Consider the following 25,833-nt stretch of genomic DNA (forward strand, 5'->3'; position numbering starts at 1 on the left):
CGAATATACGCCATCGGGTTCGGGGCTGCTGCGCAGCCATTCGCGAGCAGGCTCGCTCCCACAGTGGAACGCATTCCAAATGTGGGAGCGAGCCTGCTCGCGAAAGCGGGTTCAGAGGCGCGGCATGATTCCGGATGAGCTCAGCGCTTGTTCAACCCCCGCGCCAAGCGATCCCCACCCAACTGAATCACCGCGACCAACGCCACCAGCAACACAATCACCGTCAACATGATCTGGCTGTCAAAACGCTGATAGCCGTAGCGATAAGCGATATCCCCCAAGCCACCGGCACCAATCGCCCCGGCCATGGCCGAGGAGTTGATCATCGTCACTAGCGTAATCGTGAAACCGCCGACAATCCCCGGCAGCGCCTCGGGCAACAGCACATGCCAGACAATGTGCCAACGTCGGCAACCCATCGCCTGCGCGGCTTCGATCAAACCATGATCGACCTCACGCAGGCTCACTTCGGCAATCCGCGCAAAGAACGGCGTCGCCGCAATCGTCAGCGGCACCACGGCCGCCCAGACACCGTAGGTGGTGCCGACAATCAACCGGGTAAACGGAATCAGCGCGACCATCAGAATCAGAAACGGGATCGAGCGGAACAGGTTCACGAACGCGCCCAAGGCACGATTCAGCACCGGCGCCTCGTAGATGCCGCCCTTGTCGCTGGTGACCAGGATCACCGCCATGGGAATCCCCACCAGCAAGGCGATCAGCGACGACACGCCGACCATCAGAAACGTGTCGATAAAACCCTGCAACAAGCGATCAAACCACATAACCCAGTACCTCCACCCGTTGCGCCCAAGGCGTGGCGCGCTCGCGCAGTTGCTCGGCGCTGAACGAAGAGCCGCTCACCGCCAGCAACAATTGCCCCAGCGCATGCCCCTGAATCCGTTCGACGCCGCCCTGAAGCAGCTTCACCCGGCCACCCAATGCCGCGAACAGTGCCGCCAGATCCGGCTCGTCACTGGCGCTGCCAGTGAACTGCAAACGCAGCACCACAGCGGCGTCGGAGGACGGCGCTTGGGCTTGCAAGCGGTTCTGCAATTCCTCCGGCAATGCATGTTGCAGCGGCGCGAGCATGGTCTGGCTGACCTCGTGCTGCGGATTGCCGAACACTTCCCAGACCGGGCCTTGCTCGACCACCCGGCCATGCTCCAGCACGACGACGCGGTCGCAGATTTCGCGAATCACAGCCATTTCATGGGTAATCAATACGATGGTCAGGCCCAGGCGTTGGTTGATCTCACGCAGCAAGCCGAGGATCGACTGCGTGGTTTCCGGATCAAGGGCCGAAGTCGCTTCGTCGCAGAGCAAAATATCCGGGTCGTGCACCAGCGCACGGGCGATGCCGACGCGTTGTTTCTGCCCACCGGAAAGCTGCGCCGGATAAGCCTTGTGCTTGCTTTGCAGACCGACCAGTTCGAGCAATTCACGGACTTTTTTGTCGCGCTGCTCTTTTGCTACGCCCGCGACTTTCAGCGGCAATTCGACGTTCTGCCAAACGGTCTTGGCCGACATCAGATTGAAGTGCTGAAAAATCATGCCGATGCGCCGGCGAAGGGCGACCAGACGGTCTTCATCGAACTCGCCGATGTCGACCTGATCGATCAGAACGCGCCCGGACGTCGGCTGTTCCAAACGATTGATCGTCCGAATCAGCGACGACTTGCCGGCACCGCTGCGGCCGATGATGCCGAACACTTCACCGCGCTGAATCGCCAGATCGATGCCTTGCAACGCGGCGACCGGGCCCTGCCGGCCGTTGTAGGTTTTGCCCAGGCCGATGAAGCGTACGTGGGCGCGATTCAGCTCGGGGTGCAGCTCGGTTTTTTCAGCATGGTGTGGCTCTGGAATCTCCAGTCGCCGTTGGATCGCGGCCGTCATGCTCAGCTTTCCCAACCGGCTTGATACAGCTTGCCGTGGGCCTTATCCAGCGCCGCGCGAACAACCGGCGAATGCTGGTAAATGTCGACGAATTTGATCAGGCGCGGGTCGGTTTTGCTTTTCGGCTGGATGACGAACTGGATCACGTATTCCTTGTGGTCGAGACCGTCGAACAGCAGTGCCGAACCGGCATCGAAAGTCTTCGCCAGACGAATGTAGGCCGGGTAGCCCTGGACCAGATCGGCGTCGTCATAGGCGCGCACCAATTGCACGGCTTCGACTTGGAGGATTTTGATTTTCTTCGGGTTGGCGACGATATCGTCTTCAGTAGCCTTGTAGCCGACGCCCGGCTTCAGCGTGATCAAACCGGCCTTGGCCAGCAATTGCAAACCACGCCCGCTGTTGATCGGGTCGTTGGCGATGGCGACGCTGGCGCCTTCGGGCAACTCATCAAAGCTTTTGTATTTTTTCGAATAGAGACCGACGTTGTTGATGATCCCCGGTGCGAACGGCACCAGATCAAAACCCGAGGCGGCTTTGGCGTTTTCGAGGAACGGAATGTGCTGGAAGTAGTTCACGTCGATGTCGCCGGCGGCGAGGCTGACGTTGGGTGCGATCCAGTCAGTGAACTCCACCAGCTCGACGTTCAGGCCTTGTCTGGAGGCTTCTTCCACGGCGGCTTCGAGCGGAATGGCGAAGGCGGCGGTGGTGCCGATTTTCAATGGGGCGTCGGCGGCGAAAATGGCCGAGCTGAACAGGCCGAGGGCCAGGGCCAGTGCTTTGACTGGGTGGGACAGGCGTTTCTTGGTCATGATGGTTTTTCCAGTCAGTGCATTAATTTTGTGGTGTCGGGTCGGGCCTCATCGCTGGCAAGCCAGCTCCCACAGGTTTTGTGAACGCCACAGACCCTTGTGGGAGCTGGCTTGCCAGCGATGCTTTTAGCGGCGGAACGCTGCGCCGGTGTGTTGCTCGGGCAACTGCGCTTCGCTGTGAAACAGCTTCTCGCGCAAGCTGCCGCTGTCATACGCGGTCTTGTACGACCCACGCCGCTGCAGCTCCGGAACCACCAGCTCGATAAAATCGACATAGCTTTCCGGCGTGACAATGCGGGTCAGGTTGAACCCATCCAGGCCGGTCTCGGCGATCCACGACTCCAGCTCATCCGCCACTTGCTCAGCCGAACCGACCACGGTGATGTAGCGGCCACCGAGGGCGTGCTGGTCGAGCAATTTGCGCCGGGTCCAGTCGTTGTTCTGCAGGTTCTTGGTGGCCGACTGAATGGCGTTGCTCTTCACGTACTGGATCGGTTCGTCGATCTCGTATTGGGAAAAGTCGATGCCGGTGGAGGCGGAAAAATGCGCCACGCCGGCTTCGGCGCTGGCGTAGCTCAGATACTCGGCGTGCTTGGCCCACGCGGCTTCTTCGGTCGCGCCGACGATCACGTTGAGGCCCATGAACACCTTGATGTCCTCAGGATTGCGTCCGGCCTCGACGGCGCTGGCGCGCACCTTGTCGACCTGAACCTTGGTCGACGGTTTGTTCTGGCCGCTGATGAACACGCACTCGGCGTGACGCCCGGCGAACAGCAAACCGCGCTCAGAACTGCCGGCCTGAAACAGCACCGGTGTGCGCTGTGGCGACGGCTCACAGAGGTGATAGCCCTCGACCTGATAGAACTCGCCCTTGTGCTCGACCTTGTGCACTTTTTCCGGGTTGGCGTAGATCCGCTGCTCACGGTTATTCAGTACCGCGCCGTTTTCCCAACTGCCTTCCCAGAGTTTGTAGAGCACCTCCAGGTACTCGTCGGCCTGGTCATAACGACGGTCATGCTCGACCTGCTCGCTCAGTCCCATGGCTTTCGCGGCGCTGTCGAGATAGCCGGTGACAATGTTCCAGCCCACTCGACCACGGCTCAAATGATCGAGCGTCGACATGCGCCGGGCGAACAGATACGGCGGCTCATAAGTGAGATTTGCAGTCAGGCCGAAGCCAAGGTTTCTGGTCACGGCGGCCATCGCTGAAACCAGCAGCAAAGGGTCGTTGACCGGCAACTGGATCGACTCTTTGAGCGTGACGTCGACCGAGTTCTGATAGACGTCGTACACACCAACGATGTCGGCGATGAACAAGCCGTCGAACAGCCCGCGCTCCAGCAATTGCGCCAGTTCCGTCCAGTACTCGATGGTGTTGTAGCGCGTTGAGGTGTCGCGCGGATGCGTCCACAGGCCATGGTTGATGTGGCCGATGCAGTTCATGTTGAACGCATTGAGCAGGATCTTCTTTTTCGCCGCGCTCATCAGATCGTCCCTCGCAACGGAGGGTTTTCATCGTTGAGGTAGTAGTTGCCCACCGCGTGGTATTTCCAGCGCACCGGGTCGTGCAAGGTGTGCACGCGGGCGTTGCGCCAGTGGCGGTCGAGGCCGTGTTCGATCAGTGTCGCCTGGCTGCCGGCCAGTTCGAACAGCGTGCTGCCGGCGGCCAAAGAGATTTCAGTGCTGATCGCCCGTGCTTCGGCGACGGCAATCGAGGCGGCGGCGACGGTCTCTGCGTTGGTCTCGGCTTGCGCAGCGTCGAGGAATTCGCCGGCACGTTCGAGCAAGGCTTCGGTAGCGTGCAGGCGAATGCTCAAGTGGCCGAAGCTTTTCAGCGTCAATGGATCTTCAGTGGCTTTGTCGTTGCCGGAGTCGATCCACGGCCGGGTCTTGCTACGCACAAAGTGCAGGGCGTCTTCGTAAGCGGCGCGGGCGATGCCGGTGTCGATGGCGGCGTGAAGGATCTGCGCCAGCGGGCCGACGGTGGTTGGACGTTCAAAGGCGCTTTGAAACGGCAGCACGTCTTCAGCCGCGACGTACACGTCTTCGAACACCACCGAACCGCTGCCGGTGGTGCGCTGGCCGAAGCCGCTCCAGTCGTCGATCACGGTCAGGCCTTTGCTGTCGCGGGGGACGAAGGCCAGTTGCTGTACACCGTTTTCATCCACCACAGAAGTGGGAATGCGCTGTGCGTAAATCGCGCCGGTCGCATAGAACTTGCGGCCGTTGATGCGATAGCCGTCACCGTCGCGTTTGAGGCTGGTGACGCGATCGTGGGCCGTTTTGGTGCCCAGTTCTGCCAAGGCATTGCCGAAGCGTTGGCCAGCGAGCACTTCGGCGTACAGCCGTTGTTTTTGCGCGTGGCTGCCGTTTACGCGCAGCACTTCCAGTGCGTAGAAATGGTTCTGCGGAATCTGCCCAAGCGAGCCGTCAGCCTGAGCGATCAGGGCAATGACTTGGGCCAGAGTTACGTTGGACACGCCAGCGCCGCCGTATTCCTTGGGTACGCTGATGCCCCACAGGCCCGAGCGGGAAAACACGTCGAGTTCCGGTAATGGCAAGCGACGTTCACGGTCGCGCAGGGCGCTGTCGCGTTTGAAATCTTCGGCCAGGTCGCTGGCGACGATCAGGGCTTGCTCATCGCTGGTGATGACCGCGACGTGATGGGAAAAAGTCATAGGTTTCTCCAGATGTCTGGTCGTCTCAGATCCAGGAATGGCGAGCAGGCAAAGTGCCGTTGAGGCGATAGGCGCCGACCGCGTGATATTTCCAGCGCACCGGGTCGTGCAACGTGTGCACGCGGGCGTTGCGCCAGTGACGGTCGAGGTTGAATTCGGCGAGGGTGGCGCGGCTGCCGGCCAGTTCGAAAAGCTTTTCACTGGCCAACAGCGAGATCTCGGTAGTCAGCACTTTCGCCTCCGCCACGGCGATAGAAGCGCGTGCGGCGGACTCGGCGGTGATCGGCGCGGCGTGCACTTGATCGAGCACTTTGCCGGCCTTGCGCAACAGCGCTTCGGCGGCGTGCAGTTCGATTTTGAGTTTGCCGATATCGGCGATGACATAAAGATCATCGCTGGCGCGATCAACCTTGGCGTCGATCCACGGCCGTGCGCGGGTTTTGACGAACTCAATGGCGTCATCAATGGCGCCACGGGCGATGCCGGCGTCGATCGCGGCTTGAATCAGCTGCGACACCGCGCCTTGGGTGTTCGGGGTTTCGTTGATCTTCCAGTTCTCGACCACCAGGCTCGATTCGACACGCACGTTGTTCAGCAGAATCGTACCGCTGGCGGTGGTGCGCTGACCGAAGCCCGACCAGTCATCAACGATGCGCAAACCCGGTGTGCCGCGACGAACGAAGGCCAGCACTTGCTTGCCGTCATCGTTGAGCGCCTTGACCGCGACCCAATGCGCAAACAGCGCGCCGGTGGAGTAAAACTTCTGGCCATTGATCACGAAATCATCGCCATCAGCGGTGATCCGCGCTTTCAGTTCCAAGGTGTTTTTGGTGCCGCGCTCAGGACCGGCGTTGCCGATGCGCCAGCCTTCCAGAACGCTCTGGAATAGCTGTTGTTTCTGCGCTTCGGTGGCGCTGCCGAGTACCAGATTGATGATGCCGAACTGGTTCTGCGGGATCTGCCCCAACGCCGGGTCGGCGGCGGAGATGATCGCGAACACTTCGGCCAGAGTGACGAATGAAACCTGCGGGCCACCGTATTCGCGCGGGATGGCGATGCTGCCTAATCCGCTGCGGGTGAACTGTTCGATTTCCGACCACGGCAGCTTGCGCTGACGGTCGCGTTTCGCGGCCTGCACGCGGGCGACTTGTGCCAGCTCTTGGGCGGCGTTGATGGCTTGGGCGTCGTTGCGCAAGACCTGCGCAGGCAACAACAACGGGGCGATGTCCAGATCAGACTGGACGTTTGCATTTGCCAGACTGGACATCAGTGCCGCTCCTTGGCTGCACGCAATGCCCTGGCGATCTGCACTGGGGTGATTGTGTTCCGGACCATGCTACCTACCTCACATCTCATGAAAAACGCCGCAAAAGTGCGGCGAACGAATGAATGTCCGGTGGTCCGGTTTATATACCCTAAACGTGTATAAATATTAAATAAACTAACTTTTAGGAATATGCATAGAAGAGGTGATGGTCGGGTTGGTTAAGAATTTTTTTGCGGCTGGAATGATCCGGTGGCGAGGGCGCTTGCTCTCTCGCCACAGGGGCATTGTGTTCAGGGCTTGCGGGATTCGGCGGCTTTGAGTTCGGGCATGAGCGGGACTTTCAGATAAGGATTTGCGCAGCCGATTTTCAAGGTGCGGGGCGGTGCCCAGCGGGAGTTGTTGCCGACCCGATCGAGAATGCAATACGTCACGTCCAGGCGCAGATCCTCGCCTGCTTCGACAATCACCGACGGCGGTACCCAGACCTGAATCGGCAAGCCGATATCTGCGGCGGTGACCGGTGCCAGATCCATGCGCACGTCACCCCAGCGCAAGGTGATGGCGTCATCCTCGGCCATGTTCAGGTACGGCTCGATGGTCAGCGGCACACCGCGTTTAATCTGGTTCGGATTGACGCCCTGACGGCGTATGGCGTCGGGGATGGCAACCGGGGCCAGTTGCTGATTTTCGTCTGCGCTCAGCGCCGTGGGTTGCCCGCCGGGGCAGTCAAGTTTGACCTGTACGCGCATCGCCGCCGAAAACGCCGGCCCCTGACCGACCTGCATCACCCGGTAGTGGATGCGCGCGGTGCCGTTGGCGATGAAACTTTCCGGCACTCGCAGGCTGACGATTGTGCCGACGTCATCCGCCGTCAGCACTTTGGAAGCGACATAGCATTTGTTCCAGAACAGCTCGATGAGATCGCCGCTGTCCATATCAGGGTAGGGCGACACCTCGATCAAGAGGTGCGCGGCGGCAGCCAGATTGATGCCGGTTTTTTGCGCTGGCGCGAGGGTCGGCGCTGTCAGTTCGGGGGTGTGCGAAGTGCGGGTCATCGATTTCTCTCCTTGAAGCCTTGCAGCGAAGTCCGTTTCTGAAAGAACAAAAAGCGTGAATAAACTGGCAATAAAGCTTTGGGCTTTTATTCAAGTTGAAGACGGGGTGGTTGAACTAGTTGATGCCGGTTGCCGACTAGATAAGAGTCTGCGGGATGGGGTGTCAATAGACGATATTAGTTAATCCGTGAATTACGAATTAATCAGAAGTTTCCTACGCCATTGCGGCCATATGCCTAGGTGGTAAGGCGAAATGAACCACGGGGCACAGGGCTTTCTCGGCGTTTTATGCGCGGATTTATTTGAGCACTATCATTTCAGGTGGCAGGGGAGGAGGCGGGTGTTATCTGTTGCAGAACATATATATGTACTGCTTGGGATATGTTTTGTTTGAATGAGACTGAAGGGGGTAAATATTTTATAAAGGAAACTTCCATCCGTGGAAGTTATCGGTGATGCAATAAAAGTTCTCAGACGTGATTCAGGAACTTGCTGAGAAACTGTTTAGTGCGTTCTTCTTTCGGGTTGGCAAACAATGCCTTCGCTTCGCCTTGTTCGACGATCACGCCTTTATCGAAAAACACCACACGGTTGGCCACGTCACGAGCAAAACCCATCTCGTGGGTGACGATCACCATGGTGCGTTTTTCTTCAGCCAGGCCACGAATCGTCGCCAGCACTTCGCCGACCAGTTCCGGGTCAAGCGCCGAAGTCGGCTCGTCGAACAGAATCACTTCCGGTTCCATCGCCAGCGCCCGGGCGATCGCTACGCGCTGTTGCTGACCACCAGAGAGACGACGCGGATAAGCGTCTTCTTTGCCGGCGAGTCCGACTTTGGCCATGAGCTTTTTGCCCAAGGCAATGGCGGCTTCGCGCGGCATCTTCTTGACCACGATCGGGCCTTCGATGACGTTTTCCAGTGCGGTGCGATGGGGGAACAGGTTGAAGTTCTGGAACACGAAGCCCACATGCTGGCGCAGGTTGCGCACCAGACTTTGCTGCTGGTTCAGCGGGCGGCTGGTATCGATTTCGATATCGCCGACCTTGATCCGGCCACTGGTGGGTTGTTCAAGGAAGTTCAGGCAGCGCAGGAACGTCGTTTTCCCCGAACCGCTGGGGCCGATGATTGCGACGACTTCGCCTTCCTTGACCTCGAGGTCGATGCCGTTGAGCACGACCTGACCCTTGAATTGCTTGGTCAGTTTTTCCACGACAATCATGGGGTCAGGACTCCTGGTCGTGCCGATTGACCCGCTCTTCCAGCTTGTTCTGCAGGTGCGCGAGCACCGAGGCCAGAATCCAGTAGAGCAGTGCGGCACTAAGGTACATGGTGAAAATTTCGAAGTTACGTGCGCTGATCAACTGCGCCTGACGTAACAACTCCGGCACCTGGATAGTGGCGGCCTGTGCAGTGTCCTTGACCAGTGAAATGAAGCTGTTGCCCAACGCCGGTAATGCCGTACGCATCGCTTGCGGCAGGATGGCCCGACGCAGAGTCTGCGCGCGGGTCATGCCGATGCTCGCAGCGGCTTCCCACTGACCGCGTTCAATCGAACTGATCGAAGAGCGCAGGATTTCACAGATATAAGCAGCCATGTTCAGCGAAAGGCCGATCAGGGCTGCGGGTATCGGATCGAGCTCAAGGCCCACCTGAGGCAAGCCGTAATAGATGACGAACAGTTGTACCAGCAACGGCGTGCCGCGAAAGAACGACACGTAGATGCGGGCAATCAAGCTCAACATCTTGAAGCGCGACAGGCGCATCAACGCCAGACTGAAGCCGAGCAGGAAGCCGAAGAACATGCCACCCAGGCTGAGGATGACGGTGAAGTACATGCCCTTGAGCAAAAAGGGCATGGCCTCCCGTACAATTTGGAATGTTGCTTCCATTATTTAGTGACGTCAGCGCTGAAGTATTTTTCCGAAAGCTTGGCCAGCGTGCCGTCGGCACGCAGCTTGTCGATGGCCTTGTTTACGGCAGCCAACAGTTCAGGCTCGCCTTTGCGCAAGGTAACGCCGGCCTCTTGACGGGAGAACGCTTCGCCGGCGGCTGTGGTGTCCTTGGCTTTCTTGGCATATTCCAGCGCGGCCAGACGGTCGATCAGGATGGCGTCGATACGGCCGACACGCAGGTCCTGGAATTTAGTCGGATCATCTTCATAAGTGCGCACGTCAGCGGTCGGCACGTTGGCTTTGACCCACTGCTCGTAGTTGGTGCCCAGGCCCACGCCGACTTTCTTGCCACCCAGATCGGCAGCGGATTTGATGTTCAGGTCGGCGGCTTTCTTGGTCAGCACCAGCGCTTGAATCCCGGAAACTGTGTACGGCTCGGAGAAGTCATACTTCTTCTTGCGCTCTTCGGAAATGGTCACCTGGTTGATCACTGCATCCAGACGCTTGGACTCAAGCGCCGCGAGGATGCCGTCCCACTTGGTGGTCTGCAGTTTGACCTTCACACCCAGCTCTTTGGCCAGCGCCTCAGAGAATTCAACTTCGAAACCGGACAGCTTGCCGTCGGCATCAACGAAGCTGAACGGTGGGTAAGTGCCTTCCAGGCCGACGTTGATAACGCCTTTGTCCTTGATCTGTTGCAACTGTTCACCGGCCACTGCCTGGCCGATCAGGCCGGCGCTCAGCGCAAGGCCCAGCGAACCCACCAGCAGATTGCGACGTAGTGCGGAAAAATTCATGACAAGCCCCTGTGTTTTCTTATGGAAGACGCTTAAGGAAAGTTGGCGAATGGGTGATTCGGACGACAGCGCTATCCTGCCTTAAAGCAGCTTATGCGTCTCTCGCGAAATTCGCCTGCGGCGAGACTATAAGATGTCTGCGTTAGACTTGAAAATACTTAATATCTGAAATGTTATTCTTTATTGGAATATGTATTGTCTGTGGAAAAAGATCGCCGCCTGCGGCAGCTCCTGCATGAGATCACTTGTAGGAGCTGCCGTTTTGATCTCCTGTTACAGGAAGTCCTTGTAGGCAAACAACGCCGGCGCCCCACCGGTATGCAGGAAGATGATCGGGCCTTCATCAAAGCGCTGACGACCAATCCCGTCGAGTAAACCTGCCATGGCCTTGCCGGTGTACACCGGATCGAGCAACACCGCTTCCTGACTGGCCAGCAGCTTCAGCGCCGCCAGCGTTCCGGCATTCGGCTCGCCATAACGCGGGCCGAAATATTCGTCCCACAACTCGACCTTGAAGCTGGTCGGCAGTTCGACGCCGAGCAGCGCCGCCGTGCGTTCGGCAAGTCCCTGAACCTTCGGTCGCTGATCTTCTTCACTGCGCGAAACCGTCACGCCAATCACCGGCAATTGCGGCAACACTTCGCTCAACGCCAATGCCAGACCGCTGTGCGTCCCGGCACTGCCTGAGGCCAACACTACAGCGGCGAAATTCAGGCCGGTGTCGTTGATCTGCTCGGCCAGTTCCAGACCGGCGCGCACATAGCCCAACGCACCGAGCGCATTGGAGCCACCGATTGGCACCAGATACGGCTTCTTGCCGTTGCTGCGCAGGCGGGCGGCGAGGGCGGTCAGTTGTTCGTCGGCGTTGTCGAGGTTGTCGACCAGTTCGACCTTGGTATCGAACAGATCCAGCAGCAGGCGGTTGCCGTTGCCGGTGTAATTGCTGTCGTCAGTGCCCAGCGGATTTTCCAGCAGCGCCACACAGCCAAGACCGAGTTTGGCGGCGAGTGCGGCGGTTTGACGAACGTGGTTCGATTGCAGCGCACCGGCGGTAATTAGCGTATCGGCACCTTGCGCCAAGGCATCGGCAGCGAGGTATTCGAGTTTGCGCAATTTGTTGCCGCCCATGGCCAGCGGCGTCAGGTCATCGCGCTTGATATACACCTCGCGGCCGAGCCAAGTGGACAGGCGTTCGAGTTTTTCCAGGGGCGTCGGGTGGCCGAGCAGGTCGAGACGGTCAAAGCGGTCCAGCTGTTGTTTGATCATGGGTCCGTACTGGCGGAGGAAGATGAAAGGACTATAGGCACGCGCTTTTGCAGGGGCAACCGTGAATCGCTTATAGCCAAATGAACTGAGCCCAGCACTATCGGTTCTTAATTCGCCTTCGCGAGCATGCCGTAAAGTAGGCGCCGTTGACGCGGCCAGACAGTCCGGCCGCCCGTGAGGAGTCTTTACCGTGAGCGAGCGTTCCAGCCATTGGCAATTGCAGACCATCGTCAGCCAACTGCGCAGCGCGCGGGATCAGTGGCGGGCACAGAACGGCCGGGCGTCCGGCGAGCAGGGCGGTCGCGAGTTGCCGTCCCGCGCAGCGATGGCGGAGATTCTTGAAGCATTGTGTGGCGCCTTGTTCCCGATGCGCCTGGGCCCGGTGGATCTGCGCGAAGAGAGTGAAGATTTCTACGTCGGCCACACCCTCGATGTGGCGCTGAATGCGTTGCTGGCGCAGACCCGCCTGGAGCTGCGTTACGTCGCCCGTCACAGTGCCCAGGCCGACACCGAAGTCGAAGCGCGCGCGATTCAGATCGTGCAGGATTTCGCCCTCGCACTGCCGGGCCTGCGCACGCTGCTCGACACCGATGTGCTGGCCGCTTATCACGGTGATCCGGCGGCACGCAGTGTCGATGAAGTGCTGCTGTGCTACCCGGGGATTCTCGCGGTGATTCACCATCGCCTCGCGCACCATTTGTATCGCGCCGGTTTGCCGTTGCTGGCGCGGATCAGCGCGGAAATCGCCCATTCGGCGACCGGCATTGATATCCATCCGGGTGCGCAGATCGGCCGTAGCTTCTTTATCGATCACGGCACGGGCGTGGTGATCGGCGAGACGGCGATCATTGGTGAGCGCGTGCGGATTTATCAGGCGGTGACGTTGGGCGCCAAGCGCTTCCCGGCGGATGAGGACGGGCAGTTGCAGAAGGGCCATCCGCGCCATCCGATCGTTGAAGATGACGTGGTGATTTATGCCGGGGCGACGATTCTCGGGCGGATCACCATTGGCAAGGGGTCGACCATTGGCGGCAATGTGTGGCTGACGCGGAGTGTGCCGGCGGGGTGCAATTTGACTCAGGCCAATTTGCAGCATGATGACGGGACGCAGAAGTAGGGCTTTAACGGCTTACCCACCCCAGCCCTCTCCCCGAGGGAGAGGGGGGCGACCGAAGTGTCTTGCGTCATACATCGACCTGAAATACCGAGTCGATTATGGATTCGGTACAGCAGGATCACGTCGGCGTATCTCCCCAATATCCCCCAATCAGTCCCCTCTCCCTCCGGGAGAGGGCTAGGGTGAGGGGCTATTGAACGAATACCCTCAAACCCACGTCATACCCATCCTTGAGCTAGCGTAGGAAAACTACCGCCTAGCCGTACGATTAGTCCTTGCCACCCTATCCATGTTTAACTTGAACGTTCATTCAAGTTAAACCGGTGGTTCGCTGCCCGCTCACAACAGGAGGCTTGCCTTTGCTGAGTCCGATCATTTCAGCCACGTTTCAACCCCTCGAGGTGCACGTTTCATGAGTGCATCGTCTACCCCCGCCAGCGGTCTGGTACGCATGAATCCGCCGGTGTTCTACTTCGCCGCGACGGTCATTCTGCTGTTTGGTCTCGTTGTCATCGCCATGCCGGAGCAGGCAGGCGCCTGGCTGCTGGAAGCGCAAAACTGGGCGGCCAATACGGTCGGCTGGTACTACATGCTCGCGATGACCCTGTATCTGGTCTTCGTGGTGGTCACCGCCTTATCCGGCTACGGCAAGATAAAACTCGGTGCCGACCACGACGAGCCCGAATTCAGTTACTTGTCCTGGGCCGGCATGCTGTTCGCCGCCGGGATCAGCATCACGCTGTTCTTCTTCTGCGTCTCTGAACCGCTGACCCATATGCTCCAGCCGCCGCAAGGCGAGGCGGGCACGGCGGATGCGGCGCGTCAGGCGATGCAGATTCTGTTTCTGCACTGGGGCCTGCATGGCTGGGGCGTGTTTGCCTTCGTCGGCATGGCGCTGGCGTATTTCGCTTACCGCCACAACCTGCCGCTGGCCCTGCGTTCGGCGCTGTATCCGCTGATCGGCAAACGCATCAACGGCCCGATCGGTTACGCAGTGGACGGCTTCGGCATCATCGCTACGGTGTTCGGTCTGGGTGCCGACATGGGTTTTGGTGTGCTGCACCTCAACTCCGGTCTCGACTACCTGTTCGGCATCGCTCACACCCAGTGGATTCAGGTCGGCCTGATCACGCTGATGATGGGCGCGGCAATCATCGTGGCGGTCTCCGGCGTTGATAAAGGCGTGCGGGTGATGTCCGACATCAACATGCTGCTGGCCTGTGCGCTGCTGCTGTTCGTGTTGTTTGCCGGGCCAACCCAGCATCTGCTCAACACCCTGATCCAGAACTTGGGCGACTACCTCGGCGCCTTGCCGATGAAGAGTTTCGACCTCTACGCCTACGACAAACCGAGCGACTGGCTCGGCGGCTGGACGGTGTTCTACTGGGCCTGGTGGATTGCATGGTCGCCGTTCGTGGGCCTGTTCATCGCACGGATTTCCCGTGGCCGGACCATCCGTGAATTCGTTTTCGGCGTGCTGCTGATTCCGCTCGGTTTCACCCTCGCGTGGATGTCGATCTTCGGCAACAGCGCCATCGATCAGGTACTCAACCACGGCATGAGCGCGCTGGGCATGTCGGCCATCGACAACCCGTCGATGAGCATTTACCTGCTGCTGGAAACCTACCCGTGGAGCAAAACCGTCATCGCCGTGACGGTGTTTATCAGCTTCGTGTTCTTCGTCACGTCTGCCGACTCCGGCACCGTGGTGCTCTCGACGCTGTCGGCCAAGGGCGGCACCCCGGACGAAGACGGGCCGAAATGGCTGCGAGTGTTCTGGGGCGCGATGACCGCGCTGATCACCAGTGCGCTGCTGTTCTCCGGCAGCATCGATGCGCTGAAGTCAGCGGTGGTGCTGACCTCGTTGCCGTTCTCGTTGATCTTGCTGCTGATGATGTGGGGCCTGCACAAGGCGTTCTATCTGGAGTCGCAGAAGCAGATCGCGCAGTTGCATTCGCTGGCACCGGTCTCCGGTTCACGGCGCGGTACGGGCGGCTGGCGTCAGCGGCTGAGTCAGGCGGTGCACTTCCCGTCGCGTGACGAGGTGTACCGCTTCATGGACACCACGGTACGCCCGGCGATTGAAGAAGTGACGGCGGTGTTCGTCGAGAAAGGCCTCAACGTGGTCACCCAGCCGGATCCGGCGAATGACAGCGTCAGCCTGGAAATCGGCCATGGTGATGCGCATCCGTTCATCTATCAGGTGCAGATGCGCGGCTACTTCACGCCGTCGTTCGCGCGTGGCGGGATGGGCTCGAAGCAGCTCAACAATCGTCGCTATTACCGCGCCGAAGTGCATTTGAGCGAGGGCAGTCAGGACTACGATCTGGTCGGCTACACCAAAGAGCAGATCATCAACGACATCCTCGACCAGTACGAACGGCACATGCAGTTCCTGCACTTGGTCCGTTGATCGGCGCCTGAGCGTCGGGTCCGTTCAGGACTCGGCGCTTAGCACCATGAACAACACCATCGCCGCCATTGGCACTCCGAATACCGCACTGCCAATCGCTATTTCCGAACCCACGGACTGGCCGGCATGCACTACACCCACCGCGCCATTGATCACCGTCAACGCCAACCACAGGGCGGCGAAGCCGTAGGCCATGGTCTGGCGGCTGAAGCCGATGCGCTCGCCGATGTAGAGCATCAGAGCGAGCAGGACCAGGCCGAAGAAAATGATGATGGCGGTGTGCATGGCGGGTTCTGCCTGGTGGAGGTGCATTGCCTGAAGGATCGCTTTCGCGAGCAGGCTCGCTCCCACAATGGATCTCGGCTGGACATAAATTTTACGTACACAGGAAATCCCTGTGGGAGCGAGCCTGCTCGCGATAGGGCCACCTCGGTGTTCTTTAGAGCATAGCCAATCCAGCCCCCACCGTATTCATCAGGTGCTTTCCCGTTCGATGACTTGGCACTGCAGCAGGTTCAGCCGCTGCACCTCGTCGCTCGGCAACACGCCAAGGCTTTCCAGTACGCGGGATGCAGCCAATACACCGATCTCCAGTGCCGGTGGTTTGATCGTGCTCAGACTTGGCAAAAGCATCTCGGCGAACGGGTAATCGCCGAAGCCAAGAACGGCACAGTCTTCGGGGATTTTGACACCGGCGCGTTGCCCGGCGAGCAGGCCGCCGGCGGCGAGGTTGTCGTTGGCGAAAATGATTGCGTCGGGGCGCGGTGAGGCATTCATCAGCGCATCCATCGCCTGTTTGCCGGCCTCGAATGGCGCACGATCGGCGTCAGGGGCGTAGATACAAGGGTCCAGGCCGGATTCGCGCAAGGTCGCCGCGTAACCGTCGCGGCGTTCCAATGCGCTGAAGTCGCCCGCAGCGCTGTTTTGCACGAAGGCAATGCGTCGGTAGCCTTTTCCCAGCAGATGTTTTGCCGCCTTCACGCCCACTTCAAAATGCGAAAAACCGATCTGCATCGGCTCACGCTCCGGCTGGTAATCCCACGTCTCGATCACCGGAACATCCGCCTCGGCGATCATCTTTTCCGTGCCCGCACTGTGAAAGTGACTGGTCAGCACCAGCGCCGCCGGCGACCAGCCGAGAAACGCACGCACGGCGTTTTCTTCTTGTTCAGTGCTGAAGTAACTCGACGCCAGCAACAGCTGATAGCCATAACGACTGAGCGTATCGCTGAAGCCTTGAATGGTATTGGCGAAGATCGGCCCGGAGATATTCGGGATCACCATGCCGACGATTTTCCCCCGCGCCGAGGCCAGCCCGCCGGCCACCAGATTCGGCACGTAACCCAACTCGGCCACCACCGCCGCAATCCGCTCGCGACGCTCGGGCGAAACCTGCTCAGGCTGGTTGAAATAGCGTGACACGGTGATCGCCGAAACCCCGGCCTCACGCGCCACGGCATTCAGCGTTACACGCCCGGCGCCACGGCGTTTGCGGGGTTTTTCTTCGCTCAAGGCTTGATCCTTCTTAAAAACCAAATCGCATATAAAAGTAATTTTTCAGTATTGGACGCTCTATGTGCGGCTTGCCAATACTGTCGATGGTAGCGCTAACAAAGCGCGCTGTCTGCTACTCGCTCGAGCGAATGCCCAAGACACCGATTCAGGCGCTGTCGTCGCAGAACGGCAGCGGTTAAGGGCCAATTTCGAGCGGGCAAACATGCACAACATTCCTGGGGCGACAAACAAACTGGCGCAATCGATCCGCGCCGCTGGTTGGTTATTTACGGGGTTGGCGGCGCTGCCGTTGCCCAACGCATTCGCTGCCGAGAGCAGTGATCAGGAGCCGACACTCAAATCCGTGACCGTCACCGCCACGCGCCGCGAAGAATCGCTGCAAAAAGTGCCGGTCGCGGTCTCGGTGATCGACGGCGAACAACTTGAGCGCGACAACCGCAACGGCGTGGCGAGCATCGTCCAGCAAGTGCCGTCGCTGAATTTCCGCACCGGCGCATCGAACAAGGACACCTCGTTGTTCGTGCGCGGCGTCGGTACGATTTCCACCTCGCCGGGCGTCGAGCCGACCGTGGCGACGGTAATCGATGGTGTGGTCTACGCGCGTCCCGGCCAATCCACTCTCGACTTGCTGGATCTGGAGCGCGTCGAAGTGCTGCGCGGCCCGCAAGGTACGCTGTTCGGCAAGAACGCCTCGGCCGGTGTACTCAACATCACCAGCAAGGCGCCAACCGCCGAGACCCACGGTTACATCGATCAGTCGTACTACAGCGGCAACGAAAGCCGCACCCGATTCGGCATCGGCGGCAGCCTGATTCCGGACACGTTGAAAGGCTCGATCAGCACGCTATTCGGCACCTACGATGGCAACGTCGACAACCAGCACAATGGCCAGGAGGTCAACGGTTACAACCATCGTGGCGTGCGCGGCAAACTCGAATTCACCCCGAATGACGACGTCACCTTCACCTTGATCGCCGACTACATGCAGTCCCACGACGACGGTCCAAACGGTGTGGTCAGCAAGTCGCTGACCCCGGCCTTCGCCAATGCGCTGAGCCCGGTCAATGCGAGCAGCCATAACCGCGACATCAACACCGACACCCGCTCACACGTTGAGGACACCAACAAGGGTCTGTCCGGCCAGCTCGATTGGCAACTGGGCGATTACACTCTGACCTCGATCACCGCATGGCGCGGTTGGGACAACACCCAGTATCAGGACGGTGACCGTCTCGCTACGGTGACGGCGGCGTTTCCCGGCACGGCGGACAAGGGCGATCTGGCCTTCGATCAATACTCGCAAGAGCTGCGCCTGGCTTCGCCGAAGGGCGAATTTCTCGAATACGTCGGTGGCCTGTTCTACATGCACGGCAAGGACGACGAGACCTATCAACGCACACTGACAACGACCACGCGCACCGACCAAGGCGTCGCCGATTACAGCACCACCAGCGACAGCTATGCGGTGTTCGGTGAGAGCACGCTGAACTTCACCTCGGACTTTCGCGGCATCGCCGGCCTGCGCTACACCCACGACGATCTCGAATACGATCACCGCCGCGTCTCCACTTCAGCGACCACCGTCAGCGGCATTCAACCGGCGACCAGCAGTTCAGGTTCTGTCGACGAAGATGGCTGGTCCGGCCGCCTCGGTGTGCAGTACGACTTGAGCGATGCCGTCACTACCTATCTGACCTACTCGCGCGGCTACAAAGGCCCGGCCTACAACGTCTTCTTCAACATGCAGCCGCGCGACACCGAAGCGCTGAAACCGGAGACCTCCAACACCTGGGAAGCGGGCATCAAAGCCACGTCCTGGAACAATCGCCTGACCACCAATCTCGCGGTGTTCCACAGCGACTACGACAACTATCAGGCGAACTTCTTCGACACCGTTGCCGGGCAAGTGGTGACGCGCTTGATCAACGCCGGCAGCGTCAGCAGCGAAGGCGTCGAACTCGATTACGCCTTGCAGGCGACCCAGCAATTGAAACTGTCCGGCGCACTCGCCTACACCCGTGCGCGCATCGACGAATTCGCCTGCCCGGCAGGCGCGGCGGCGTCGTGCAACGTCAACGGCAAACCGCTGCCGTTCAGCCCGGACTGGAAAAGCTACGTGCGCGCTGACTACAGCATCCCGCTGGATAACGGCCTGGATATCGAACTCGGCACCGACTACAGCTGGCAGAGCGAAGTGCAGTACGACATCAGCCAGAACGTCGACACCAAGCAGGGCGCCTACGGTCTGTGGAACGCCAGTGTCGCGCTGGCCGATTACAGCAATGGCTGGCGCGTGGCACTGCTGGGCAAAAACCTCACCGACAAGTCGTACTCGCCATTGCTCGCCAGCGGCGGCAATTACATCTATCGCGCCGTGCCACGGGACGACGAGCGCTACTTTGGCGTGCAACTGCGCAAGGATTTCTGAGATGAGCAGACAGTTGAAACTCGGCGCGTTCCTTATGGCCACCGGGCACCATGTGGCAGCGTGGCGTCATCCGGATGTGCCGGCGAATGCGGGACTGGATTTCGCCCATTACAAGCGGCTGGCGCAAATTGCCGAGGCGGCGAAGTTCGATGCGTTGTTTGTCGCTGACAGCGTCGCCACGCCAACTCAGGACATCGCCAGCCGCATGGCGCGTTCCGATCACTTTGAACCGCTGACCTTGCTCTCGGCCCTGAGTGCGGTGACCGCGCATATCGGCCTGATCGCCACGGCGACCACCAGTTACAACGAGCCGTATCACGTGGCGCGCAAATTTGCTTCGCTCGATCACCTGTCGGGTGGCCGCGCGGGGTGGAATCTGGTGACGTCGGACAATGCTGCCGAAGCGCTGAATTTCGGGCGTGACGAACACATTGGCCACGCCGAACGCTACAGCCGTGCTCGCGAGTTTCATCAGGTGGTGACCGGGCTTTGGGATAGTTGGGAGGACGACGCTTTTGTGCGCGACAAGGCGAGCGGGGCGTATTACGACCCTGCGAAGTTGCACGTTCTGGATCATGTTGGTGAACACTTTCGCGTCAAAGGTCCGCTGAACGTTGCGCGTTCGCCGCAGGGGCAACCGGTGATCGTGCAGGCCGGCTCTTCCGAGACTGGGCGCGAATTGGCGGCGCAGACCGCTGAGGTGGTGTTCACCGCGCAGACCTCTCTGGCCAACGCTCAGGCGTTCTACGCCGACCTCAAAGCACGATTGCCCAAGTACGGTCGCAGCGCCGATGCACTGAAAATCATGCCCGGGGTTTTCGTCGTGGTCGGCGGCACCGAAGCCGAAGCGCGGGAAAAATGTGAAACGTTTCAGCAATTAGTCGAACCCGAGGTTGGCGTTGCCTTGCTTGGGCGTATGCTGGGTAACTTCGATTTGTCGAAGTACCCGCTGGACGGGCCGTTGCCGGAGTTGCCGCTGACGGAAAGCGGTCAGCAGAGCCGGCAGAAATTGCTCACTGAGCTGGCGGGGCGCGAGAACCTGAGCCTTGCCGATCTGGGGCGCAAGATTGCGGGCGGGCGCGGGCATTACAGCCTGGTCGGTACGCCGGAGCAGATCGCTGATCGCTTGCAGGAATGGTTCGAACAGGGCGCGGCGGACGGTTTCAATGTGCTGGTGCCGCACTTGCCCGGCGGGCTCGAGGACTTCGCCAATGGCGTGGTCCCGGAACTGCAACGGCGCGGGCTGTTCAGAACCGAGTATGAAGGCCGGACGTTGCGCCAGAACCTGGGTCTGGCCCGACCCGGCAATCGATTTGTGTAACACCCTTCGCGAGCAAGCTCGCTCCCACAGGGAAATGCATTCCAATGTGGGAGCTAGCCTGCTAGCGATGAAGTCGACACCCATTTCAAGACAGACAAGAGAGGATTCGATGACTTACACCGCTGCCGAAAACCGCTATGACTCCATCCCTTACCGCCGCGTCGGCCGCAGCGGTCTGGTGCTGCCGGCGCTGTCGCTGGGCCTGTGGCACAACTTCGGCGACAGCACGCCGATCGACACCCAGCGTGCCTTACTGCGCACCGCGTTCGACTTGGGGATCAACCACTTCGACCTGGCCAACAACTATGGCCCGCCGTACGGCAGCGCCGAGATCAATTTCGGCCGCCTGCTGCGCGAAGATTTCAAGCAGTATCGTGATGAGCTGATCATCTCCAGCAAGGCCGGTTGGGACATGTGGCCCGGCCCTTACGGCCAGGGCGGCGGCTCGCGCAAATATGTGCTGGCCAGCCTCGACCAGAGCCTGCAGCGCCTCGGTCTGGACTATGTGGATATCTTCTATTCGCACCGTTTCGACCCGGATACCCCGCTGGAAGAAACCGCCAGCGCCCTCGCCACTGCCGTGCAACAGGGCAAGGCGTTGTACATCGGTATCTCGTCGTATTCCGGGGTGAAAACCCGCGAGATCGCTGCGCTGTTGAAAGAGTGGAAAGTGCCGCTGCTGATTCATCAACCAGCGTACAACCTGCTCAATCGCTGGGTGGAAAAGGATCTGCTGGATACCACCGATGAACTCGGCACGGGCGTGATTGCTTTCACTCCGTTGGCGCAAGGTCTGCTCACCGACAAATACCTCAACGGCGTGCCGGCGGATGCGCGGGTCAATCGTCCGGGCGGCGGTTCGTTGCAGGCTTCGCACCTGTCTGATGCCAACATCGCTCATGTGCGGGCGTTGAATGAAATTGCCAAGCGTCGCGGCCAGAGCCTGGCGCAACTGGCGCTGGCGTGGACGTTGCGGGATCCTCGGGTGACCTCGGCACTGATTGGTGCGAGCCGGCCGGAGCAGATTATCGAGAACGTCGGGGCGTTGAAGAATTTGAGCTTCAGTGCTGAGGAATTGGCGGAGATTGACCGGTTTGCCCAAGAGGGTGGGATCAATCTTTGGGAGAAGCCTTCGACGGCGGAGTGATGAAGATTGGGTTTGGTCAGCAAGATCCATCCCCCTCACCCCAGCCCTCTCCCCCAGGGGGGCGAGGGGGAAAGGGAGCCGATCTTCATGCTTTTCAAAACTTGAATTCAACCCGACATTTCAGGTCGATGTAGCTAGTACAAACACCTCGGTCAGTTCCCTCTCCCTCCGGGAGAGGGTTAGGGTGAGGGGCTTTTGCCTTTAAAAGGACTCAGCGAAAAAACGGCACATCCCCCAACACCGTCGCCCGTTGCATCACTCGCCGCGCCGGCCGGTAATCATCCACCGCGTAATGCTGCGTCACGCGGTTATCCCAGAACGCAATGTCGTCCTGCTGCCAACGCCAGCGAATGGTGAATTCCGGTCGCGTTGCATGGGCGAACAGAAACTTCAGAATCGCCTCGCTCTCGGTTTCCGACAGCTCATTGATCTTCGACGTGAAGCCTTCATTGACGAACAACGAACGCCGCCCGCTGACCGGATGCGTACGAATCACCGGGTGCGACAGCGGTGGATTCTTGCGTCGGGCCTCTTCCCACTGCGCCAACGCTTCCGGCGTATTGCCGTAGCGCTCCAGCGGAAACGAGCGAGTGAAATCGTGAGTCGCGGTCAGCCCTTCGAGCAAGGCTTTCATTGGCGCCGACAGCGCTTCGTACGCAGCAATCCCGCTGGCCCACAGCGTGTCGCCACCAAATTCCGGCAACAGCTTTGCACTGAGCACGGCGCCCATCGCCGGCGTCGGCAGGAAGGTCACGTCGGTGTGCCAGATCGCGTTGTCGCGCACGTCGGTGACGGCGGTGTCGAGGATCAGCACTTCCGGTTGTTCCGGTACGTTCGGGTAGATCGGGTGAATGTGCAGATCACCGAAGTACGCGGCGAAACGCGCTTGTTGCGGCGGTTCGATTGGCTGGTTGCGGAAGAACAGCACTTGATAATTGAGCAGCGCCTGCTCGATCGCGTCGCGGTGTTCCAGGGTCAACGGCTGGCTGATGTCGACGCCGCTGATCTGCGCGCCTAGGGCTGAGCTTAATGGGGTGATGTTGAGGCTGCTCATGGTCTTTCTCTTCGAATTCGGATGTCATGCTTTTGTGGGAGCGAGCCTGCTCGCGAATGCGGAGTGTCAGGCGACAGTGCAGTGACTGATCCGACGCTTTCGCGAGCAGGCTCGCTCCCACCAGGGGAAGTTTCACAGGGCGATTTAGTGGGCCTGGCCGTGCCACGGCACCAGTTTGCGCTGCAGGGCGCGCAGGCCCATTTCCATGGCGAAGGCGATCAGGGCGATGACCAGAATGCCCAGCACCACCACATCGGTGACGAGGAACTGCGCAGCCGACTGCACCATAAAGCCTAAACCGCTGGTGGCCGCGATCAGTTCAGCAGCAACCAAGGTCGACCAACCCACGCCCAGACCAATACGCACACCCGTGAGAATGTCCGGCAGGGCGCTCGGCAAAATCACATGACGAATCAGCTGCACGCGAGTCGCGCCCAACGACTGCGCGGCACGCAATTTCGCCGGATCAACCGTGCGCACACCGGTCGCCGTGGCAATGGCGATCGGCGCGAAAATCGCCAGATAAATCAGCAGCACTTTCGACAACTCGCCGATGCCGCACCAGATCACGATCAGCGGCAAATAGGCCAGCGGTGGAATAGGGCGATAGAACTCGATCAGCGGATCAAGCACGCCACGGGCGATGCGGTTGGCGCCAATGGCAATGCCCACCGGTACGGCGGTCAGAATCGCAAAACCGAGGCCCAGACCGATGCGGCTCAGGCTTGCGCCGAGGTGCTGCCACAACGTCGAATCCATGTAACCAGTAGTCGCCAGCAACCAACCCTTTTGCAGCACGGCGGACGGTGGCGGCAGGAACAGCGGCTCGATCAACCCGGTGGCAGTCACCGCCCACCAGATGGCCAACAACGCGAACAGCGTCAGCAGGCTGATCCAGCGCGTGCTGAGGCTGCGGCGTACGGGAATCGCCACGGATGGTTTCGCGGGTTTTACCGCAGCCGAGGAAACGTCGTAACTGCTCATGCGCGCTCCTGCCGTTGTGCGGCGCTGCGTTGCGAGAACACTTTGCTCAGCACGTGTTCACGGGTTTCGATAAAACGCGGATCGGATTTGATCGCACGGGCGGACTCGCCAGCGGCGTAACGCTGACCGAAATCCAGGTGCAGACGCTCAACGATCTGCCCCGGATTCGGCGCGAGCAGAATCAGGTCAGTAGCGAGGAAAACCGCTTCTTCAATGTCGTGGGTAATCAGGGAAACCGGCTTGGCCGTGCGCTGCCAGACTTGCAGCAACAGCTCCTGCATCTGTTCGCGAGTGAACGCGTCGAGGGCACCGAAAGGCTCGTCCATCAGCAACACGCGCGGATCAGCGGCGAGGGCGCGGGCGAGGCCAACACGTTGTTTCTGGCCGCCGGAGAGTTGCCAGATGCGGCGACTTTCGAACCCTGAAAGATCAACCAGCGCGAGCATTTCACGGGCGATTTTTTCGCGTTTGTCCCGGGCGATACCGGCCAGTTCGAGACCGAACGCGACGTTCGCCAGCACGTCCTGCCATGGCAGCAACGCATCATCCTGGAACACCACGCCCCGTTCGGCGCTCGGGCCTTTGACCGGCACACCGTCGAGGGTGATGCGCCCGGCGCTCGGCTCGACGAAACCGGCAATCAGGTTCAACAGCGAAGTCTTGCCACTGCCGGACGGGCCGAGAGCCACCAGCAATTGCTGTGGCCCCAGGGTCAGAGAAATATCCGCCAGCACCGGTGTCGGGCTGCCCGGGTACTGTGCGCTGATGCGCTCCAGCTGTAGCAAGGCCATCGCGGTTAACTCCCGATCAGTTGGTGATGTATTTGGCGCTGACGTATGGCGCGTAGTCCGGCAGAACCGCTTCGACCTTGCCTTGCTCCTTGAGGAACGCGGCGGTGTCAGTGATGGCTTTGGTGGTCGGCGCGCCGAGGCTGACGACCTGGTCCGCCGCCAGCGGGTAGACGTTGCCTTGCAGCAACAGCGGAATGTCGCTGGCCTTGGCACCGGAGAGTTTCACCAGTTTGTCGACGTTGGATTGGTCGGCGAGCCAGGCTTTCGGGTCTTTACGGTAATCGGCGTAGGCGTCGAGGGTGACCTTGGCGAACGCGGTGACGATTTCCGGGTGCTTCTCGGCGAAGTCTTTGCGCACGATCCACGCATCGAAGGTCGGCGCGCCAAACTTGGCCAGTTCGCCGGAGGTGATCAGCACTTTGCCGTTTTCCTTGGCCACGCCGAGTGCCGGATCCCACACGTAGGTGGCGTCGATGTCACCGCGTTTCCACGCGGCAATGATCGCTGGCGGGGCGAGGTTGAGCACGGTGACTTTCGACGGGTCGATGTTCCAGTGCTTCAGCGCCGCGAGCAGGCTGTAGTGACCGGTGGACACGAATGGCACGGCGATTTTCTTGCCGATCAGATCTTGCGGGGTCTTGATCCCGGAACCGTCGCGCGCGACCAGTGCTTCAGCGGCGCCGATCTGCGTGGCGATGAGGAAAGTTTCGACCGGGACTTTGCGCGTGATCGCGGCGGTCAGCGGGCTCGAACCAAGGTAGCCGATCTGCACGTCACCGGAGGCGATGGCGGCGATGATGTCGGCGCCGTTGTCGAACTTGCGCCAGGCGATGTCGGCTTTGGTGGCTTTTTCGTAGGCGCCGTCGGCCTGGGCGACTTTCGCCGGGTCAACAGTGGTTTGGTAGGCGACGGTGAGGTCGGCGGCCTGAGCCAGAAAACTCGCGGCAGCCAGGGAGGCTAGGGCGAGCAGGCGAAGCGGGAAATTCAGTTTCATTGAACAGCTCCATATCAGGCGACCGAGCGTCGGCGTGAAAGGAGACTAAATGATCTAAGAATCAGTAAATAAATAACTTTTTAGAATGAGCTTATGAGCGGAAAAATCTAAGGCTTGGTGGGATTGGGGGGGTAGATCGTTCCCACGCTCTGCGTGGGAATGCAGCCGGTGACGCTCCGCGTCACCTGGACGCAGAGCGTCCCTTGAGGCGTTACCACGCGGAGCGTGGGAACGATCAGAATTGTGGATATTTCGGATCTTGCGTTCGACGTTAGATCTTTGCCCCCTCACCCCAGCCCTCCCGAAACGTCGGACCGCCCCCAAGGGGGCGAGGGGGAAAGGGAGCCGATCTTTGTGCTTTTCAAGGCCTGAGTTCGGCTCGGTATTTCACGTCAGCGTACTTCG

22 protein-coding genes are annotated in these 25,833 nt (G+C 60.0%); 5 read left to right on the plus strand and 17 right to left on the minus strand.

Going from position 1 to position 25,833, the window contains the following annotated elements; genetic code table 11:
- Positions 1-140: 140 nt before the first annotated feature.
- The 11 genes from AC0ZWN_RS06050 to AC0ZWN_RS06100 all read right to left on the minus strand — a co-directional run bounded on the left by AC0ZWN_RS06050 (position 141) and on the right by AC0ZWN_RS06100 (position 11,664).
- Positions 141-785: a methionine ABC transporter permease gene (locus AC0ZWN_RS06050; RefSeq protein WP_034151854.1), complete on the minus strand. Its 645-nt coding sequence runs from the start codon at positions 783-785 to the stop codon at positions 141-143.
- A complete protein-coding gene (locus AC0ZWN_RS06055) occupies positions 775-1,896 on the minus strand; it encodes a methionine ABC transporter ATP-binding protein (protein WP_476334402.1) in 1,122 nt (373 codons plus the stop codon). Before AC0ZWN_RS06055 ends, AC0ZWN_RS06050 begins: the two co-directional genes overlap by 11 nt.
- Before the next feature lie 2 nt (positions 1,897-1,898).
- Positions 1,899-2,708 (minus strand): MetQ/NlpA family ABC transporter substrate-binding protein, encoded by an 810-nt coding sequence (locus AC0ZWN_RS06060; protein WP_095125261.1) that lies wholly within the window; start codon positions 2,706-2,708, stop codon positions 1,899-1,901.
- Positions 2,709-2,834: 126 nt separating this feature from the next.
- Entirely contained in the window at positions 2,835-4,193 is a 1,359-nt protein-coding gene (locus AC0ZWN_RS06065; RefSeq protein WP_476334403.1) for an LLM class flavin-dependent oxidoreductase, read from the minus strand.
- Complete coding sequence (locus AC0ZWN_RS06070; protein WP_476334405.1) at positions 4,193-5,386, minus strand: SfnB family sulfur acquisition oxidoreductase; 1,194 nt, start codon at positions 5,384-5,386, stop codon at positions 4,193-4,195. The genes AC0ZWN_RS06065 and AC0ZWN_RS06070 overlap by 1 nt, the downstream gene beginning before the upstream one ends.
- A gap of 25 nt (positions 5,387-5,411) precedes the next feature.
- Positions 5,412-6,653, minus strand: a complete 1,242-nt coding sequence (locus tag AC0ZWN_RS06075; protein ID WP_476334406.1) for an SfnB family sulfur acquisition oxidoreductase — start codon at positions 6,651-6,653, stop codon at positions 5,412-5,414.
- A gap of 290 nt (positions 6,654-6,943) precedes the next feature.
- Entirely contained in the window at positions 6,944-7,708 is a 765-nt protein-coding gene (locus AC0ZWN_RS06080; protein WP_476334408.1) for a hypothetical protein, read from the minus strand.
- Between the two features lie 470 nt (positions 7,709-8,178).
- Entirely contained in the window at positions 8,179-8,928 is a 750-nt protein-coding gene (gene tcyN, locus AC0ZWN_RS06085; protein ID WP_476334409.1) for an L-cystine ABC transporter ATP-binding protein TcyN, read from the minus strand.
- A 4-nt stretch (positions 8,929-8,932) separates the two neighbouring features.
- Positions 8,933-9,598, minus strand: a complete 666-nt coding sequence (tcyL, locus tag AC0ZWN_RS06090; RefSeq protein ID WP_476334410.1) for a cystine ABC transporter permease — start codon at positions 9,596-9,598, stop codon at positions 8,933-8,935.
- Positions 9,598-10,398 (minus strand): cystine ABC transporter substrate-binding protein, encoded by an 801-nt coding sequence (gene tcyJ / locus AC0ZWN_RS06095; RefSeq protein ID WP_476334411.1) that lies wholly within the window; start codon positions 10,396-10,398, stop codon positions 9,598-9,600. Before tcyJ ends, tcyL begins: the two co-directional genes overlap by 1 nt.
- 273 nt (positions 10,399-10,671) lie before the next feature.
- Positions 10,672-11,664, minus strand: a complete 993-nt coding sequence (locus AC0ZWN_RS06100; protein ID WP_476334413.1) for a D-cysteine desulfhydrase — start codon at positions 11,662-11,664, stop codon at positions 10,672-10,674.
- Between the two features lie 190 nt (positions 11,665-11,854).
- Here AC0ZWN_RS06100 and epsC point away from each other — a divergent pair, with 190 nt between their 5' ends.
- Positions 11,855-12,781 carry a serine O-acetyltransferase EpsC gene (gene epsC / locus AC0ZWN_RS06105; RefSeq protein WP_016983653.1) on the plus strand — a complete coding sequence of 309 codons (927 nt, stop codon included), beginning with the start codon at positions 11,855-11,857 and terminating at the stop codon, positions 12,779-12,781.
- A gap of 451 nt (positions 12,782-13,232) precedes the next feature.
- The gene (betT, locus tag AC0ZWN_RS06110) at positions 13,233-15,194 is read left to right on the plus strand and encodes a choline transporter BetT (RefSeq protein ID WP_162835968.1); all 1,962 of its coding nucleotides are present in this window, start codon (positions 13,233-13,235) and stop codon (positions 15,192-15,194) included.
- Between the two features lie 24 nt (positions 15,195-15,218).
- Here betT and AC0ZWN_RS06115 read toward each other — a convergent pair whose 3' ends face one another.
- Complete coding sequence (locus AC0ZWN_RS06115; RefSeq protein WP_007949845.1) at positions 15,219-15,479, minus strand: hypothetical protein; 261 nt, start codon at positions 15,477-15,479, stop codon at positions 15,219-15,221.
- Between the two features lie 189 nt (positions 15,480-15,668).
- Positions 15,669-16,706 carry a LacI family DNA-binding transcriptional regulator gene (locus AC0ZWN_RS06120; RefSeq protein WP_476334415.1) on the minus strand — a complete coding sequence of 346 codons (1,038 nt, stop codon included), beginning with the start codon at positions 16,704-16,706 and terminating at the stop codon, positions 15,669-15,671.
- 205 nt (positions 16,707-16,911) lie between these two features.
- Between AC0ZWN_RS06120 and AC0ZWN_RS06125 the strand changes: the two genes are divergently transcribed.
- The 3 genes from AC0ZWN_RS06125 to mgrA all read left to right on the plus strand — a co-directional run bounded on the left by AC0ZWN_RS06125 (position 16,912) and on the right by mgrA (position 21,605).
- Entirely contained in the window at positions 16,912-19,137 is a 2,226-nt protein-coding gene (locus AC0ZWN_RS06125) for a TonB-dependent receptor (RefSeq protein WP_476334416.1), read from the plus strand.
- Position 19,138: 1 nt separating this feature from the next.
- Positions 19,139-20,458 carry an LLM class flavin-dependent oxidoreductase gene (locus AC0ZWN_RS06130; RefSeq protein ID WP_476334418.1) on the plus strand — a complete coding sequence of 440 codons (1,320 nt, stop codon included), beginning with the start codon at positions 19,139-19,141 and terminating at the stop codon, positions 20,456-20,458.
- A 109-nt stretch (positions 20,459-20,567) separates the two neighbouring features.
- The gene (gene mgrA, locus AC0ZWN_RS06135; protein ID WP_034148469.1) at positions 20,568-21,605 is read left to right on the plus strand and encodes an L-glyceraldehyde 3-phosphate reductase; all 1,038 of its coding nucleotides are present in this window, start codon (positions 20,568-20,570) and stop codon (positions 21,603-21,605) included.
- A 211-nt stretch (positions 21,606-21,816) separates the two neighbouring features.
- On the opposite strand, the gene tauD is transcribed toward mgrA, so the two are convergent.
- From tauD to tauA, 4 genes are all read right to left on the minus strand, one after another.
- Positions 21,817-22,659 carry a taurine dioxygenase gene (gene tauD, locus AC0ZWN_RS06140; RefSeq protein ID WP_093440615.1) on the minus strand — a complete coding sequence of 281 codons (843 nt, stop codon included), beginning with the start codon at positions 22,657-22,659 and terminating at the stop codon, positions 21,817-21,819.
- Between the two features lie 144 nt (positions 22,660-22,803).
- A complete protein-coding gene (gene tauC, locus AC0ZWN_RS06145; protein WP_476334420.1) occupies positions 22,804-23,643 on the minus strand; it encodes a taurine ABC transporter permease TauC in 840 nt (279 codons plus the stop codon).
- The gene (gene tauB / locus AC0ZWN_RS06150) at positions 23,640-24,434 is read right to left on the minus strand and encodes a taurine ABC transporter ATP-binding subunit (protein ID WP_476334421.1); all 795 of its coding nucleotides are present in this window, start codon (positions 24,432-24,434) and stop codon (positions 23,640-23,642) included. The genes tauC and tauB overlap by 4 nt, the downstream gene beginning before the upstream one ends.
- 16 nt (positions 24,435-24,450) lie before the next feature.
- On the minus strand, positions 24,451-25,428 hold the full coding sequence (tauA, locus tag AC0ZWN_RS06155; protein WP_476334422.1) for a taurine ABC transporter substrate-binding protein: 978 nt from the start codon (positions 25,426-25,428) through the stop codon (positions 24,451-24,453).
- Positions 25,429-25,833 lie beyond the last annotated feature (405 nt).

The sequence above is a fragment of the Pseudomonas sp. 3B-A001-10F genome (assembly GCF_056313565.1).

Excerpts from the sequence above, each read along its gene's own strand:
- AC0ZWN_RS06050 (WP_034151854.1), bottom strand. The coding sequence starts at position 785 with ATGTGGTTTGATCGCTTGTTGCAGGGTTTTATCGACACGTTTCTGATG.
- AC0ZWN_RS06055 (WP_476334402.1), bottom strand. The coding sequence starts at position 1,896 with ATGACGGCCGCGATCCAACGGCGACTGGAGATTCCAGAGCCACACCAT.
- AC0ZWN_RS06060 (WP_095125261.1), bottom strand. The coding sequence starts at position 2,708 with ATGACCAAGAAACGCCTGTCCCACCCAGTCAAAGCACTGGCCCTGGCC.
- AC0ZWN_RS06065 (WP_476334403.1), bottom strand. The coding sequence starts at position 4,193 with ATGAGCGCGGCGAAAAAGAAGATCCTGCTCAATGCGTTCAACATGAAC.
- AC0ZWN_RS06070 (WP_476334405.1), bottom strand. The coding sequence starts at position 5,386 with ATGACTTTTTCCCATCACGTCGCGGTCATCACCAGCGATGAGCAAGCC.
- AC0ZWN_RS06075 (WP_476334406.1), bottom strand. The coding sequence starts at position 6,653 with ATGTCCAGTCTGGCAAATGCAAACGTCCAGTCTGATCTGGACATCGCC.
- AC0ZWN_RS06080 (WP_476334408.1), bottom strand. The coding sequence starts at position 7,708 with ATGACCCGCACTTCGCACACCCCCGAACTGACAGCGCCGACCCTCGCG.
- tcyN (WP_476334409.1), bottom strand. The coding sequence starts at position 8,928 with ATGATTGTCGTGGAAAAACTGACCAAGCAATTCAAGGGTCAGGTCGTG.
- tcyL (WP_476334410.1), bottom strand. The coding sequence starts at position 9,598 with ATGGAAGCAACATTCCAAATTGTACGGGAGGCCATGCCCTTTTTGCTC.
- tcyJ (WP_476334411.1), bottom strand. The coding sequence starts at position 10,398 with ATGAATTTTTCCGCACTACGTCGCAATCTGCTGGTGGGTTCGCTGGGC.
- AC0ZWN_RS06100 (WP_476334413.1), bottom strand. The coding sequence starts at position 11,664 with ATGATCAAACAACAGCTGGACCGCTTTGACCGTCTCGACCTGCTCGGC.
- betT (WP_162835968.1), top strand. The coding sequence starts at position 13,233 with ATGAATCCGCCGGTGTTCTACTTCGCCGCGACGGTCATTCTGCTGTTT.
- AC0ZWN_RS06115 (WP_007949845.1), bottom strand. The coding sequence starts at position 15,479 with ATGCACACCGCCATCATCATTTTCTTCGGCCTGGTCCTGCTCGCTCTG.
- AC0ZWN_RS06125 (WP_476334416.1), top strand. The coding sequence starts at position 16,912 with ATGCACAACATTCCTGGGGCGACAAACAAACTGGCGCAATCGATCCGC.
- AC0ZWN_RS06130 (WP_476334418.1), top strand. The coding sequence starts at position 19,139 with ATGAGCAGACAGTTGAAACTCGGCGCGTTCCTTATGGCCACCGGGCAC.
- mgrA (WP_034148469.1), top strand. The coding sequence starts at position 20,568 with ATGACTTACACCGCTGCCGAAAACCGCTATGACTCCATCCCTTACCGC.
- tauD (WP_093440615.1), bottom strand. The coding sequence starts at position 22,659 with ATGAGCAGCCTCAACATCACCCCATTAAGCTCAGCCCTAGGCGCGCAG.
- tauC (WP_476334420.1), bottom strand. The coding sequence starts at position 23,643 with ATGAGCAGTTACGACGTTTCCTCGGCTGCGGTAAAACCCGCGAAACCA.
- tauB (WP_476334421.1), bottom strand. The coding sequence starts at position 24,434 with ATGGCCTTGCTACAGCTGGAGCGCATCAGCGCACAGTACCCGGGCAGC.
- tauA (WP_476334422.1), bottom strand. The coding sequence starts at position 25,428 with ATGAAACTGAATTTCCCGCTTCGCCTGCTCGCCCTAGCCTCCCTGGCT.